General features: G+C 51.2%; 10 protein-coding genes. 9 read left to right on the forward strand and 1 reads right to left on the reverse strand.

The annotated features are described in order from the left end of the window. Window positions 1-4: 4 nt before the first annotated feature. The 7 genes from gmd to H3001_RS09520 all read left to right on the forward strand — a co-directional run bounded on the left by gmd (window position 5) and on the right by H3001_RS09520 (window position 8435). Window positions 5-1096: a GDP-mannose 4,6-dehydratase gene (gene gmd / locus H3001_RS09490; RefSeq protein WP_178244345.1), complete on the forward strand. Its 1092-nt coding sequence runs from the start codon at window positions 5-7 to the stop codon at window positions 1094-1096. Between the two features lie 5 nt (window positions 1097-1101). Continuing rightward, a complete protein-coding gene (locus H3001_RS09495; protein WP_181214780.1) occupies window positions 1102-2202 on the forward strand; it encodes a GDP-L-fucose synthase family protein in 1101 nt (366 codons plus the stop codon). Window positions 2203-2355: 153 nt separating this feature from the next. Further along, window positions 2356-2964, forward strand: coding sequence for a hypothetical protein (locus tag H3001_RS09500; protein ID WP_181214781.1), 609 nt, complete (start codon window positions 2356-2358; stop codon window positions 2962-2964). Between the two features lie 146 nt (window positions 2965-3110). Then, window positions 3111-3833, forward strand: coding sequence for a DUF3575 domain-containing protein (locus H3001_RS09505; RefSeq protein ID WP_181214782.1), 723 nt, complete (start codon window positions 3111-3113; stop codon window positions 3831-3833). 37 nt (window positions 3834-3870) lie between these two features. Then, complete coding sequence (locus H3001_RS09510; protein WP_246368541.1) at window positions 3871-4401, forward strand: DUF3575 domain-containing protein; 531 nt, start codon at window positions 3871-3873, stop codon at window positions 4399-4401. Between the two features lie 8 nt (window positions 4402-4409). After that, window positions 4410-6647, forward strand: coding sequence for a hypothetical protein (locus tag H3001_RS09515; RefSeq protein ID WP_181214784.1), 2238 nt, complete (start codon window positions 4410-4412; stop codon window positions 6645-6647). A gap of 21 nt (window positions 6648-6668) precedes the next feature. Then, window positions 6669-8435: a hypothetical protein gene (locus H3001_RS09520; RefSeq protein WP_181214785.1), complete on the forward strand. Its 1767-nt coding sequence runs from the start codon at window positions 6669-6671 to the stop codon at window positions 8433-8435. 93 nt (window positions 8436-8528) lie between these two features. Here H3001_RS09520 and H3001_RS09525 read toward each other — a convergent pair whose 3' ends face one another. After that, window positions 8529-9458, reverse strand: a complete 930-nt coding sequence (locus tag H3001_RS09525) for a PGN_0703 family putative restriction endonuclease (protein WP_181214786.1) — start codon at window positions 9456-9458, stop codon at window positions 8529-8531. 320 nt (window positions 9459-9778) lie between these two features. Here H3001_RS09525 and H3001_RS09530 point away from each other — a divergent pair, with 320 nt between their 5' ends. Both H3001_RS09530 and H3001_RS09535 read left to right on the forward strand, forming a co-directional pair. Next, complete coding sequence (locus H3001_RS09530; RefSeq protein WP_181214787.1) at window positions 9779-13054, forward strand: UvrD-helicase domain-containing protein; 3276 nt, start codon at window positions 9779-9781, stop codon at window positions 13052-13054. A 41-nt stretch (window positions 13055-13095) separates the two neighbouring features. Continuing rightward, the gene (locus tag H3001_RS09535; RefSeq protein ID WP_181214793.1) at window positions 13096-15978 is read left to right on the forward strand and encodes a PD-(D/E)XK nuclease family protein; all 2883 of its coding nucleotides are present in this window, start codon (window positions 13096-13098) and stop codon (window positions 15976-15978) included. Window positions 15979-16297: the final 319 nt, after the last annotated feature.

Here is a 16297-nt window from a genome sequence, read left to right on the forward strand (position 1 = left end):
GAATATGGAAAAAGTGGCTTTAATTACCGGGGTAACCGGACAGGATGGTTCTTTTCTGGCGGAACTGCTGCTGGAAAAGGGTTATGATGTGCATGGGGTAATCCGACGCTCATCAGTGGACTTCCGTGAGCGGATTGCGCATCTGGAAGGACGTCCGAATTTTCACTTGCACTATGGCGACCTGACGGACTCTATGAGTATCCTGCAGGTGGTAAGCAAGGTAAGACCCACGGAAATATATAATCTGGCTGCACAGAGCCATGTGCAGGTTAGTTTCGACTCGCCGGAGTTTACGGCAAACGTGGATGCGACCGGAGTACTGAGGGTACTGGAAGCGGTGCGTCTGTGCGGACTGACCAAGACTTGCCGTATTTATCAGGCTTCGACATCGGAACTGTACGGCAAGGTGGAAGAGGTGCCGCAGAATGAGAATACGCCGTTCCATCCGTATAGTCCGTATGCGGTGGCCAAGCTGTATGGTTTCTGGATTGTGAAGGAGTACCGGGAGGCGTATAACATGTTCTGCTGCTCGGGTATCCTGTTCAACCATGAGTCGGAACGCAGAGGTGAAACGTTTGTGACACGTAAGATTACGCTGGCTGCGGCACGTATCGCGCAGGGCAAGCAGGAGAAGCTGTATCTGGGAAATCTCTCGTCGCTGAGAGACTGGGGATATGCCAAGGATTACGTGGAATGTATGTGGCTGATCCTGCAGAACGAGCAGCCGGAGGATTTTGTCATCGCTACGGGTGAACAGCATTCGGTGAGAGAGTTCTGCTACCTGGCATTCAAGTATGCGGGTATCGAACTGGAATTCAAGGGAGAGGGCATCGACGAGAAGGGTTACGACAAGGCTACCGGCAAGGTGCTGGTGGAGGTGTCGGAAGACTTCTACCGGCCTACGGATGTGGTGAACTTGTGGGGTGACCCGACCAAGGCGAAGGCGAAGCTGAAATGGAATCCGTCGAAGACTTCGTTTGAGGAACTGGTGAAGATCATGGTGAACCACGACATGGCGAAGGTGGCTGTGGAAAAGGCGGGAGAGAAAATCCGCACGAACCTGGCCGAATATCTGGAAAAAGGTATTGTAAAATAATGGATATGCTGGACAAATCGACGAAGATATATGTGGCAGGCCATCACGGACTGGTGGGATCTGCCATCTGGAACAACCTGAAAGCAAGGGGGTATGAGAATCTGGTGGGACGCTCGCACAAGGAGCTGGACTTGCTGGACCCGGTAGCGGTAAGGGAGTTCTTCGATAAGGAACAGCCGGAAGCGGTGGTGCTGGCGGCTGCGCACGTGGGAGGCATCATGGCGAACCTGAAGTATCGTGCGGATTTTATTTACCAGAACCTGCAGATTCAGCAGAATGTGATTGGTGAGAGTTTCCGGCATGGGGTGAAGAAGCTGCTCTTTCTGGGAAGTACGTGTATTTATCCGAAGGAGGCACCGCAGCCGATGAAGGAAGAGGTGCTGCTGACGTCTCCGCTGGAGTATACGAATGAGCCGTATGCAATTGCAAAGATTGCGGGGCTGAAGATGTGTGAGAGTTTTAACCTGCAGTATGGTACGAATTACATTGCGGTAATGCCGACCAATCTGTATGGTCCGAATGATAATTTCCACCTGGAGAACAGTCACGTGCTGCCGGCGATGATGCGGAAGGTGTATCTGGCGAAATGCCTGAACGAGGGCGACTGGCAGGCGGTGAGAAAGGACATTAACCTGCGCCCGGTGGAGGGTGTGAACGGGGATTGCACGGAAGAGGTAATCCTGGAGAAACTGGCCAAATTCGGTATTACGCCGGAGGCGGTGACGCTATGGGGCACGGGAGCGCCGATGAGGGAGTTTCTGTGGAGCGAGGAAATGGCGGATGCGAGTGTGCACGTGTTGCTGAATGTGGATTTCAGGGATACGTACCGGGAGGGTGACAGGGAAATCAGGAACTGTCATATCAATGTGGGTACGGGAAAAGAAGTGAGTATCCGGCAGGCGGCAGAGATGATTATCCGGGAAATCGGCTTCAAGGGAGAGCTGAAATGGGATGCCTCGAAACCGGACGGTACGCTGAGAAAACTGACGGATGTGACGAAGCTGCATGAGCTGGGATGGCATCACCGGATAGAGATTGAGGAGGGAATTCACAGGCTGTACGAGTGGTACAGACTGGGAATCTGCATCAATCACAGGACTGACTGATTTACAGACCGGCGGGAGAAGCCGGAATTTCATACAAAGGAGTTTTATACAAAGGAGTTTTAAGTTTCAAGAGCTTTAGGAGTTTCAGGAGTTTTAAGTGTTGTATTGTTTATTTCAAAAGGAGTTTTTTTTAATAACAAGAATAATAAGCTAATGAAAATCAAAACCAAATGGAGACGGACATGCCTGACTGTGGCACTGACGGGAGCGACTGCTGCCGGATTTGCACAGAAGGGAATGGAGGTCTTGCCTGCAAACGAGAAGTGGTTTGTGGGCGCAGGGGCCGGAGTACACTTTTACGTAGGTGAAAGTGACGGAAAGGCGCTTTTCGGTGACAGGGTGTCGCCAGGAGGTGAACTGAGTGTGGGTAAATGGATTACACCGGCGCTGGCGGTCAGATTGCAACTGAATGGTGAGCATGTGACAGGGGCGTATGAAAAGGGTGACAGGGAGTCGTGGAACTTCATGCATGTGCATGTGGATGCAATGCTGGATGTCATCTCGTGGTGGAAAGGTGTAGACGAGGAAAGAAAATACCGCGCAATACCGCTGGCGGGTATCGGAGTGGCTTCGGCCCTGCATAGGGGACGGACAGTGCCTACGTTTACACTGGGATTGCTGAACAGTTTCCGCATTCATGAATCGCTGGACTTGAATGTGGAGGCGAAAGGAGCTATTGTAGGTGATAAACTGAATGGTATTTCACAGGGAGGAGGTGAAGGAAGTGCTTCACTGACTGCGGGATTTACCTATTATTTCTAAATCTCATTCAAAGAAGTTTTATTTATTTTATTGTTTCTGAAGGTTACAGGGGGCCGTAATTACGGCTAAAAGACACACAAAAACTTAAAAAACTAAAAATTAATTGAAACTAAGTGACGGGTATCGTCACTTAAACTTGAAGATCAATGAGAAAAATACTATCTGTGCTTGTCTGTCTGCTGGCATATAGTGGCTGGCAGGGTGAATTGTACGGACAGCAGACGCAATCCGCAAATGCGGAGAAAGAGAAAACTTACTCCAGCTTCAGGGAAAGACTGGCGTTTAAAACAAATGTGGTAAACTGGATAGGACTGATGCCTAACATCGGAGTAGAAATGGATGTCTCGAACTCGGTGTACAACAAATGGGTGGTGGGAGTCCAGGCTACATGGAACGGAACAGTAAACGAAGTGCCCAGCCAGCGGATGCAGCTGGAGGTGAATGACTACCGGGCTGAGGTAAAACGGTATGTGAAACCGTCGATGACAATGAAGCCGGGAAAGAAAAAAACACCTAAGTTCTGGAGAACGTATTATTATGGTGTGTATGCCGGATATACGCAGTTTAATCTGATGTGGAACCGCGGTATGGCCGGAAGTATGTGGCAGGCAGGAGCTACCGGAGGATGGCAGGTGCCGATGTACCGCTGTAAGAACGGGGGAGGACTGGACCTGGATCTGGGACTCAGCCTGGGATTCATGATGTTGGAATATAATAAATTCAAATTTGAAAATGATCTGCCGGTCATGACGGAGGAGAAACAGAAGAAGTGGCTCCCCTACCCTGTCCCTACGGAACTGAGGGTCGGACTGGTATATCGCTTTAAATCAATCAAGGATAAATATAACAAGACTAAACCTAAACATTGATTCTAGTATGTGGACTTTTTTCAGAAATCGGAATATAATGAAGCGGGGAGCATTAGTAATAGTGGCGGTGTGTGCGGCAACTGCGGCACAGGCACAGTTACTGGCGGGAAAGACAAACTTGCTGTTGTGGGGAAACCTGACGCCGAATGTGTCACTGGAACTGGTGACCTCGGAACGGACAAGTGTGAACGGAGGGGTGTTCTATTCTATAGACAGCAACCCGATGGACTGCAGTCTCAAGGGGGCGGATGTGCAGCTGAGATATTGGCTGAGCGGACGGCCTATGGCACGGAGCTTCGTGGCACTGGGACTGCAGGGAATGAGGTATCATGCGGTATTCTCGGATAAGGTGCATCATGGGGATGCGGCGGGACCGGGTATCGTGTACGGATATGCGTTGCCGCTGGGAAAACGGTTCAATCTGGAACTGAGCGCGGGGGTGTCTGTAATGTGGTTCAGGGAAGCGAAGTATGCGCAGGGTACTGAGATGCCGAAGGAGTATAATGTGACGGGCAGAAAGGTGATGCCGATGGGACTCGGCATTTCGTGCTCGTATATTTTTAAATGATGTGCGTTATGAAAATAGATAAACTGAAATTAGGTGTGGCGCTGATGGCGGTCGTGACCGGAGGGGGAATGACGGCAGAAGCTCAGAAAATGGTAAAGGTGTCGGGCGTGGTTTATAACGTGAGTGGACACAAGAAGGTGCCGTTTTCGGATATCTCGGTGGAGGTATATGCCATCAAGACGGTAGCGGAAGCAAAGGATATCAAGAAGTTGCTGGACAGTAATGACCCGGAGAAGATGTTGATGCTCGACAGAGAGTCGATAGCAAAGACGGATGGAAACGGATATTATGAGATTCTGGTTCCGGATAATGGAGCGCTGATTTTCAAGGCGGGAATGAATGAGGCAGTACTGGAGAAAGTGAGTCACCGGATGAAAATCGATGTGGGTATCGAAGATGGTGAACGGCTGGACGAGGTATTGGTAGTGGGAGTAAGAACGGAACTGAAGCCAGAGCCGAAGGCGCCGAGGCTGATGGGAAATCTGTTCATGCCGTATAATACGTTTGATATTCCGTCGCATACGGGAAACAGTTATTCGAGACTGATTATTCAGCCGTATGTAATGGACTGTGCGACAGATGATACTGTAGCTTTTGCCAAACCGCTGGTATACGACGGAAAAGAGTATGCGAGAACGCAGGAACGGAAGATGGGATATGATATGGAACGAGATCCGCTGAAGCGGTTTATCGCGGAAAGAAGACTGACAGCTGCTCCGATGCGGATTGAATGGAGCGACACAATAAGAATTCCTGACCCGAACCATAATTATAGTTGTTTTGCCAGTATCAGCATAGAGGATTATCAGGGAAATGAGGTGAAGACTTTTCAGGTGAGCACGTGTGAAGCGAAAAGACCGATGAAGTTCCTGGAGTATGACTTGGCTTTCGAGGAAATGGCTCCGGAGGATTATAAGGAGAGACCGCAGATTGAGAAGAGAAATACATCGGACCGGATTTCACTGAATTTCGTAATCAACTCGGATGAACTGACGGACACGGAGGAGAACCGGAAGAACATTGATATGCTGAGAAGCAAGCTGAAGGGAATCGCGGATTCGCCGGGTACGGTGGTGAAGGAGTTTCACGTGACCGGTACGGCTTCGCCGGATGGTAGCTATTATGCGAATCTGGCGCTGGCGGAAAGGCGTATGAAGCGGGTGGAACGGGAGATTACTTCTATCTTGCCGCCGTACTCGCTGGAAAGAGTGTACCGGAATCCGCAGGCGAATGTGGCGCCATGGGAAGAGGTCATCAAGTTACTGGAACGTGACGGAAAGATGGCTGAGGCGGAGGAAATGAAAAAGATTACAGAAAAGTATAAGGGGATTCAGGAACAGGGAGCACACCTGAGAAACCTGGATTTCTATAAATCGCTGGTGACAAAGTATCTGGAGGAGCTGCGCACGGTGAGCTATAACTGTGTGTATGAGATTTACCGGGAACCGAATGATGAGGAGATTATGGAACTGTACCGGAAGAATGGACTGAAGGGAAGTTATACAAGGTATGAGTACTGGAGACTGTTCAAGCTGGTAAAGGATGAGAAGGAACTGGAGGGTATTTACCGCAAGGCGTACGAGGAATCGCTGGAAGAGAAGCGGCCTTGGGTATTGCCGGGAAATAATCTGGCGGTATTGTACTTGAAACAGGGAAGGATTGACACGGATATCCTGGACCCGCTGATTGACAAGACGATTTATCTGACCGACTATAAGCGCTCGAACATGGATAATACGCGCACGGAGGTGGTGAACCCGGTACAGGTGGTGAGCAACCAGTTGTGTATGCTGATCCGGAAGGGGGATTTCCAGGAAGCAAGTATCATGGCGAAGATTTTGCCGGATGAGGAACGCTTCGACTTGCTGAAGGCGTATGCCTGGGCTATGGGAGGATATTTCCATGGAGGAAGTACTCCGGAAGAGCAGGAACGGTCCAGAAAGACGTTTGAGACAATCAAGAATTCGTCGCCGAGAAATGCAGTGGTAATGTATCTGGCGCTGGAAACACGTGAGGGAGACAGCACTGCAGAGAAACTGGTGGAGGCATTACCGCAAAATGAGGCGCTGACCTGGTACTTCAAGGCGGTACTGGCGGCCCGGCAGGGAGACGCGGGATTTACGAATGCTACCATTTTCCTGTCTGAGTGTTTCAAACGGGATAAGGGGATGATTCCTACGGCACAGAATGACGGTGAATTTAATGCGGAAATCATTAATGTGGCTCAGGAGATGTCGGAGTTTTAATTTTTTGAAAGAAGAACGGTTATGAAATTGACTTATATTATTTCGGCCTTATGTGCCTGTGTGTATGGTGTGGCGGTTCCGGCGCAAGGAATGGCGCAGGAAGCGAACGCGGAACAGGGTGATTCGGTCAAGAGGTTTTTTAATGCACTGGATTATACGCTGCAAAAGAGGTATGTACCGAAAGGACGGGAAATCAGTGCGGAAAATCCAGGAAAGAATGTGTTTGTAAGTGCGGTGGCCGGGGGGCTGCAGCTGAGAGGAGCACAAGATATGCTTTTCCTGGGAGGATTCAGTATCGGAAAGGAGGTTTCACCCTTTAATGCGTACCGGGCTACTTTCCTGGGAGGGAAGAACAAAATGCTCAAAATGGCCGGCGCAGAAGTTGACCATATGTTTAACTTATCGGATTATCTGGGAGGTTACCGCGAAGGGGCGCATATGAACTTGCTGACGGTAGTGGGACTGGGAGTTTATACTTCACAACGCTCGGGAGGCGAGAAAAATGTGTCGGCTTCACTCCATGGAGGACTGCAGCTGAGGTATCACATGGGAAGTCACTGGGACTGGTTTGTAGAACCGAAGATGTATGTGTTTACAGACGAGATAGACGGATTGCAGTGTAACAAACGGTATAACCTGGCGTATGGAGTAACCGGTGGACTGACTTACCGTTTCAAGGGATTGCCGATACAGGATAAGTCGGAAGATGCGGGAGATAATCTGTTCCTGGAAGCTGCCATGGGGGTACAGGGAGACTACTCAAGTCACGTGAGAAACTTACTGGGAAAGATACGGCCACTGGGACCGACTGCTTCACTTTCGCTGGGTAAGTGGTTCATGCCACTGGGAGTGCGGGCCACGGCTTTCGGAGGTTTCCATTTTACGGATAACCCGGAACGGAAAAAGGGTAAGGAAGTATACGCAGGGGGACGCGTGGAGGCGCTGCTGAACCTGAATACACTGCTGAAACCGTCGGTAACGGATCCGAGAATGGAAGTGAACCTGGCGGCAGGATATGAACTGGGAGCTGTAGCGCACCGGAGTCCGCAGTATGCAAAGCAGTTGCGATGGACCAACGGACCGACGGGAGCTGTGCAGCTGGTGTACTTCGTTACGGAACAGATTGGTCTGTTCGGAGAAGGACGGTATAGCATGAGTGATTATACGCAGCCGTATGAGAACGGACAGGTGTATGACAGACGGATGAATAACCTGAGTGCGGTGTTTGGTGTGCAGTATCGGAGAAGGAAGGCACGCTTTGACGAGAGACGTGGGGTATTTGAGCCACATAACTTTGTATATGGATCGCTGGGAGGTAATTTCCCGGTACGCACATCGGGACTTTCAATGAAGAACCTGCGGAATGTGCTGGGACAGCAGGCTTCATTGGGAATAGGAAGACAGTACTCTGCATTCTCGGGAGTGAGAGCCGGTATTGAGGTGGCCCGCTGGGCGGATTCGAAGCGGCCGGCTTATCCGCTGACGCTGTCGGCTGATTATTTGCTGAATGTGACGAACCTGATCGGGAATTATAATCCGGAACGTATCTTCGACCTGAATGCGTTTGTGGGTGTGGCGTATACGCATCATGACCTGGAAAAGAAGCATTACGGTGCGCTGGAAGGGGGACTGCTGCAGGAGTTCAGGGTTTCGGACTCGTGGAGTATTTATGCGGAAGAGTATGCGCGGATGTATAAGGGAAAGATTGCTCCGAGTGTGAGGGTATATACTTCAAATGAGGTATCACTGCTGCTGGGAGGTAACCTGGGACTGAAATACCGGTTCTGACGGTAGGATAGCGTAATAATGACAACGGTGCATCGTCTGTCTCTGAAAGGGAACAGACGGTGCACCGTTTTTTATCAGGAACAGCCGACAGGGCTAACCGGGAATATTCAGATAGCGTTCCCTGAAGAGCTGGAAGGCGTCTTTGTAGAAATCGGGAGCATAAAGGATTAATGATTCTACAAAGTCCTCAAGGGTGATGGAACGGAGCTTGTACTGCTGCTCGTCCTTCAGCCAGGAACGCAGGGAAGCGATTTCGGAAGCAGTGGTGGGATGAGAACGGGGAGCAAGCAGAACGGTGCGGGAGTCGCTCAGGCCATTGACCTCACGGTAGCGCTCTGCCAGCAGAAAGTTGCGGTAGAGACGGGTAATACGAACACTCCCCTCTCCTACGGACCGACTGAAACCGGGAGTGAAAAGATCGCTGCCGATGAGGAGCTTTTTCTGCATCTCGGTGTTGCCGGACTCTTCCAGACTAAGGGGATCGGCGTACTTGAGAGTAACGGCGGTAAGTCGTCTGCCTCCCCGACGGTCGGACCATAGGATATAGGCATTCAGAGCTGTATGAGCTCCGATGTATTTCCCGGCCAGATCAGGAACATACTCTACTCCTATCTCGCTGATGGCATTGATGGAGAAATTACCCAGGGCATTGCAGAGTACTTGAGTAACTGAACGGGGATCTTCATTCAGCATCAGCATGAGGGGGAAAAAGAGGTTGAAAGTCATGGCTGTCTCTGAAAGCAGGTCATTGAACAGCAGGAAGGAATCGATGTGTTCATCCTGTCTTTTGGTGCAGATACGTTCCTTCGCATAATTGAAGGTCTGACGGAGGAGAAAATTGGCTCCGCTACCCTCGCCTCCGGCAAGCAGAGTGGTGAAAGGAAGGGAGGTTCCGTCTTCGGAGATTACCGTATACTGGGGTTCGCCTTTTTTTGTCCGGTAAGCAGCCTGCTGGTGCTCGAGGGTCTGCCTGAAAGCAGACACCGAACGGCAAAGTTCTTCGTACTGATCGTTTGTTTCCATATTTTACTGTGATGCTTATGTAGTGGCGATTTTACGCTACCCGTAAAATGCGACTTGCAAAGATACATAAAGGTAAGCGCAGAGACAAATTGGAAAGAAAGTTTTCAGAATTGACTTTGGGGAAATGGGATTTCCGGAGGGAAAAGACGGGGAATTTCATGGTATCCGGACAGACAGACCGGAAAGGGATGGTAATGAAAACCGGCATTTTGCCTTTTTTATTTGGGAGATTGGAGGGGCTTGAATAACTTTGTGACCGGGCTTCCTCTCGAAAGGGAGAAAAAAGAGTTGAATGTTTTACAATCAGTAAGAATAACAATATGGAACAGCAGCCACATCTTTTAATATATAAGGCTTCGGCAGGGTCAGGAAAGACTTTTACGTTGGCAATTCAGTACATCCGGCAGTTGATAGAGGATCCGCGGGCATACCGGAGGATTCTGGCAGTGACTTTCACGAACAAGGCGACCACAGAGATGAAGGAACGTATCCTGGAGCAGTTGCTGGGTATCGCTCGTAACCTGAAGGGATCGGAAGGGTATCTGCAGGAATTGATAAGACTGACAGGAAGGACAGTGGAGGATATCCGGAAGAGAGCACAGGAGGCGTTGTTCTTTATCCTGCACGACTACAGCCGTTTCCGGATTGAGACGATTGACTCGTTCTTCCAGTCGGTGATGCGGAACCTGGCAAGGGAACTGGAGCTGGGGGCGAACCTGTCGGTTGAACTGAACAATGCGGAGGTGCTGTCGGAGGCGGTGGACGTGATGCTGGAAAAGCTGGACCGGAAATCACCGGTACTGTACTGGCTGCTGGAATATATTGAGGAACGGATTTCGGACGACAAGCGCTGGGATGTATCAGATGAAATCAAGGGGTTCGGAAGAAACATCTTCGACGAGGAATATGTGGAACGGGGCGAGGAGTTGAGAAAAAAACTGGCCGACCCGAAGTTTATCCCGCAGTTCCGAAAGGAGCTGAAAGAACTGAAAGAGATGGTGCTGGAACAGATGAAGGGATTCAGCGAACAGTTTCTGGGGGTACTGGAGATGCATAAATTGTCGCCTGCCGACCTGAAAAACGGCAGCCGGGGCATTGGCAGTTATTTCAATAAGATTGCCCGGGGAGAATTGCTCAACAAGGTGTCGAACGCGACGGTACAGAAGTGTCTGGAAAGTGAGGAGAACTGGACGACCAAGTCGTCTCCGAACCGGCAGAAGATTCTGGCTCTGGCCAGCAGTGACCTGATGGGAATCCTGGAGGAGGCGGAGAAGATGAGGCCGAAGAACAACTGGATTCTGAATTCGTGCGACCTGGCGCTGAAGTACCTGAACAACCTGCGGCTGCTGACGCACATGGATGCGGAGGTGAGGCTGCAGAATCAGTTGCACAACCGTTTCCTGCTGTCGGACACGAATGCGTTGTTGCACGGGCTGATCAGCCGGGGGGATGCTTCGTTCGTGTACGAAAAAATCGGTACGCAGATTGATACGGTGATGATTGATGAGTTCCAGGATACGTCGCGGATGCAGTGGGAGAACTTTCACCTGTTGCTGGAAGAGAGTCTGGCGCAGAAAGAAGGCAGCCTGATTGTGGGAGACATCAAACAGAGTATCTACCGGTGGCGGAACGGGGACTGGAAGATTCTGGCGGGACTGGGGAAAGACCCGGTGCTGAGGGTGAAGGAATGTACACTGGATACAAACTGGAGAAGCGAGAAGCGCATCATCGGATTCAACAATGCGTTTTTCCCAACTGCCTGCCAGTTGCTGAGCGACCGCCAGGAGAGTGAACTGGGCAAGCCGTGCGAGGAGTTGCTGGAGGCTTACAGTGACGTTAGGCAGAAACCGGCCAGGACGGAGGAAAAGGGATATGTGAAGGTGAGCCTGCTGCCGGACTGTGAGGAGAATGCATATCCGGAAGCAATGCTGGAGGCACTGGCGGAGGAAGTGGACCGGCTGATGGAAGCGGGGGTACGCTCGCAGGACATCGCCATCCTGGTCAGAAAGAACAAGATTATTCCGACGGTAGCAGCGTATTTTGACGAGCATACGCCGTACCGGATTGTGTCGGACGAGGCGTTCCGCCTGGATGCGTCGCTGGCGGTGTGTATCCTGATGGACGGGCTGCGGTTTCTGACGGCTCCGGAAAACCGGATTGCCATGGCGAGACTGGCGGTGACGTTCCAGAAGGAGGTGCTGCACAAGAACATCGACCTGAATACGATTCTGCTGAACCGGATAGAGGATTTTCTGCCGACAGGTTTCATACTGCAACTGGCGGAACTGCGACTGATGCCGCTGTATGAGTTGCTGGAAAAACTATACGTGCTGTTCGACCTGAAGGAAATCGGACAGCAGGATGCGTACCTGTGTGCGTTCTACGATGCGGTGACGGAGTACATGCAGAATCATTCTTCGGAACTGACGGCGTTCATCGCTTACTGGGACGAGAAGTTGCATGAGAAGACAATTCCGTCGGGAGAAATAGAAGGTATCCGCATCCTGTCCATTCATAAGTCGAAAGGACTGGAGTATCATACGGTACTGGTGCCGTTCTGCGACTGGAAGATGGAGAATGAGACAAACAATCACCTGATATGGTGTGCACTGGAGGGACAGGGACCGGAGTACGACCAGCCGCCTTTCAATGAACTGAGCATTGCGCCGATCAATTACTCGACAGTCATGGCAGAGTCGGTATATTGCAAGAGTTATCTGGAAGAGCGGCTGCAGCTGTGGGTGGATAACATGAACCTGCTGTATGTGGCCTTTACGCGTGCCTGCAAGAACCTGATTGTCTGGGGTAAGAAGGGACAGACGGGTACGGTATCGGAGTTGCTGGGAAATACGATGGAGGCGATGGAACTGGAGGGAATGAGCTGTTCGGGCCTGGCAGAACCGACGGCAGATGCGAAAGGAAAAGGAAAGACGAAGGACAAAGAGAAGGAAGAGGAGTCGGAACCGGTGGTCTATGAATATGGCTGTCTCTGTCCGTCGGAGGAAGTCCGGAAAAAGGTGACGGGAAATCCGCTGTCGGAAATTCCGGAGGGAGTGCCGGTGTGCATCGAATCGCTGGAAACGGATATCGAGTTCAAGCAGTCGAACCGGTCGGCGGACTTTATCCGGGGCGACGAAGAGGAGGAGAACCGGGAACGGTACATCCGGCAGGGACAGTTGCTGCATCAGGTGTTTGCTTCCATCCGTACGGCGGCCGACCTGGAAAAGGCGGTGGCACGGCTGCGGTTTGAGGGTATCATCGAATCGGAAAAGCAGGAGAAGGAAATCATCCGGCTGGCGGAAAGGGCACTGGAGCATCCGGAGGTGCAGGAGTGGTACGACGGAAGCTGGAGACTGTATAACGAATGTGGAATCATCTATACCGACGACCAGGGAGGGCTGCAGACGAGAAGGCCCGACCGGGTGATGATGCGTGAGGATGAGGTGGTGATTGTCGACTTTAAGTTCGGACGGAAGAAGGCGGAATACCGGGAGCAGGTGAAGGAGTACATGCATCTGCTCACGGAAATGGGATACGGAAAGGTGAAGGGGTATCTCTGGTATGTCTTTGCCAACGAACTGGAGGCAATCGGGTAAATGAGGTATAGGGTTCAATTTAACGAGGAGGATTAAGCATGATGGATACTTTTCTGAAATTAGTAGCACACGATTTATATCAAAAAACGGGAGGTGATTTTACGAAGGTGGCAGTGGTCTTTCCGAACAAGCGTGCCAGCCTGTTCTTCAACGAGTACCTGGCCAGGGAAAGTCAGCGGCCGCTGTGGTCGCCGGCGTATGTGAGCATCAGTGAGCTGTTCAGGCAGTTCTCGCAGTGGGAGACGGGAGATCCGGTGAAACTGGTGTGCGACCTGTACAAGGTGTTTGTGGAGGCGACCGGAAGCAAGGAGACGCTGGATGAGTTTTATTTCTGGGGGGAAATGCTGATAGCGGACTTCGATGATGCCGACAAGAACATGGTGGATACGGATGCGCTGTTCGGCAACCTGAAGGACCTGAACGAGATGATGGACCACTATGAGTTTCTGGAAGAGGGACAGAAGGAGGCGCTGGGACAGTTCTTCCGCAATTTCTCCATGGACCAGGTGACGGAACTGAAGAGGAGGTTCATCGCGCTCTGGGATGTGCTGGGGGATATTTACAAGGAGTACCGGCGGGTGCTGAGTGAGCAGGGAATCGCGTACGAGGGTATGCTCTACCGGGAGGTGACCGAACGGATGCAGGTGGACGAACTGCCTTATGAGAAGTATGTGTTTGTGGGATTCAACGTGCTGAACAAGGTGGAGCATACGCTGTTCAGCAAACTGAGGGATGCGGGAAAGGCCTGGTTTTACTGGGACTACGATGTGTTCTATATGAAGCGCGACCATCCGCACGAGGCGGGTGAGTTTATCCGGAGAAACCTGAAGGATTTTCCTTCGGAACTGCCGGAGCGGTGGTTTGACCAGTTGGGCAAGCCGAAGGAGGTTACCTTCGTCGAATCGCCGACGGAGAACGGACAGGCGCGTTTTCTGCCGCAATGGATCAGGGAGAACCTGACAGAGGAGGAAAAGGAAACGGCGGTGGTGCTCTGTAACGAGGGCCTGCTGCAGCCGGTGCTGCATTCGCTGCCGGAGAACATCCGCCACATCAACATTACGATGGGATTTCCGCTGACACAGACGCCGGCCTACAGTTTTGTGAATGCACTGCTGGAACTGCATACGGCGGGATATAATGCCCAAAGCGGAAGGTTCCGCTTCGATGAGGTGATGAGTGTGCTGAAGCATCCGTATACGCGGGAACTGTCGGAACATGCGGAGGAATTGAAGGAACGGCTGGTGAAGGACAACCGCTTCTACCCTCTCCCGTCGGAACTGACGAAGGATGAGGTGCTGGAGCTGATTTTCACGCCGTGCGTGGGCAACCTGAAGTTGTGTGAGATGCTTTGCGAGAGCATGAAGCGGGTGGCGGAGTTTTACCAGCAGCGGGCAGCGGCACAAAACCGGGCCTTCGACCAGTTGTACAGGGAGGCGCTGTTTAATACGTATACGCTGGTCAACCGCTTCCATACGCTGACCGAAAGCGGGGACCTGCAGTTGCAGACCGACATGTTCAAGCGACTGCTGACTAGGGTGATGAGCAGTGCCAGCATTCCTTTCCATGGGGAACCGGCCATCGGCATGCAGGTGATGGGGGTTCTGGAAACGCGTAACCTGGATTTCCGGAACCTGATTCTGCTGTCGGTCAACGAGGGGCAGTTGCCTAAGGCGGGAGGAGATGCTTCGTTTGTCCCCTACCACCTGAGAAAGGCGTTCGGCATGACGACGATTGACCATAAGATTGCGGTGTATGCGTATTATTTCTACCGGCTGCTGCAGCGGGCGGAAAAGGTGACGCTGGTGTATAACACGGCCACCGACGGTATCAACCGGGGAGAGCTGTCGCGGTTCATGCTGCAGTTCCTGATTGAATGGGGACATCCGGTGAAACGGCAGGTACTGGAAACGGCACAGTCGCCCCAGAGTGCGGAGACGATTTCGATTGAGAAGAATCCGGAAATCATGAAGCGGATGCAGGATATCTTCGACATCCGGGCCAACAAAAAGGCGCTACTGTCGCCGTCGGCACTGAACTGCTACCTGGACTGTCCGCTGAAGTTCTATTATCAGTATGTGGCCCAGCTGACGGCCCCGGATGAGGTGAGCGCGGACATCGACTCGGCGAAGTTCGGAAGTATCTTCCATTATACGGCCGAACATATCTACAAGGAACTGACGGAGCGGAACAAGACGGTGACTCAGACGGATATCGAGGCGCTCCTGAAGGATGAGGTGAAGCTGCAGAATTATGTGGACAACGGTTTCAAGGAACTGTTCTTCAATGTCTCGCTCCAGGAAAAGCCGGAGTACAACGGTATCCAGCTGATTAATTCGGCGGTGATTCTGAAATATGCGAAGCAGTTGCTGGCGTACGACCTGAAGTATGCACCTTTTGCGTTTCTGGGTTCGGAGAAATGGGTATCGGAAGATGTCGAGATAGAAACACCGAAAGGGGTGCTGAAGTCGCGCATCGGAGGTATCATCGACCGGCTGGACTGTAAGGGAGATGTGATCCGCATCGTGGACTACAAGACGGGAGGTGACGCAAGTACGCCGGCAAGTGTAGAGGTGCTGTTCGAGCCCGACAAGAAACGGCCGAGTCACGTGTTCCAGACATTTCTGTATGCGTCCATCGTCTGCCGGAAACTGAGGGAACAGGGAGACGGCCGGAAGGTGGCACCTGCCCTGCTGTATATTCACCGGGCGGCTTCGGAAGATTATTCGGCTATCATCTGCATGAAAGAGCCCCGGAAGGAGAAGGTGGAGGTCAGCGATTTTGCAGAATATGAAGAAAGTTTCCGGGAACGGTTGAATTTATTGCTGAAAGAGATCTTCAATCCGGAAGTCGCTTTTAATCAGACAGATATAGAAGAAAAATGTCAATATTGCGACTTTAAATCGCTCTGCAAAAGAGCAAATTAATGTTAAAACGGGAATTTATTTGCTGTTTTCAAGAACAAAAATGGATTACCGAGCGTTATAATTATGTTTTTCATAGTAATAGATTTATAATTTGAAAGTGGTTGTTTGTGAAAATAGCTGCTTATTGACAAAAGCGTTTGTCCAGGAAAAGAGGCCGTACATTCCCCGACAGCCTCTTTTCTTCGTTTATAGCCACGACATATCACATTATAAAGGTAAATCCGGAGCAGAAAACCGGAGTTTCTACATTTTAAAAATCATAAAATAAATACGACAATGCAAGGTCAACTCATGCAATATTCGTATTTTTGATTAATTT

The organism is Phocaeicola faecicola (assembly GCF_013618865.1).
In the GTDB taxonomy this organism is placed as follows: Bacteria; Bacteroidota; Bacteroidia; order Bacteroidales; family Bacteroidaceae; genus Phocaeicola; species Phocaeicola faecicola.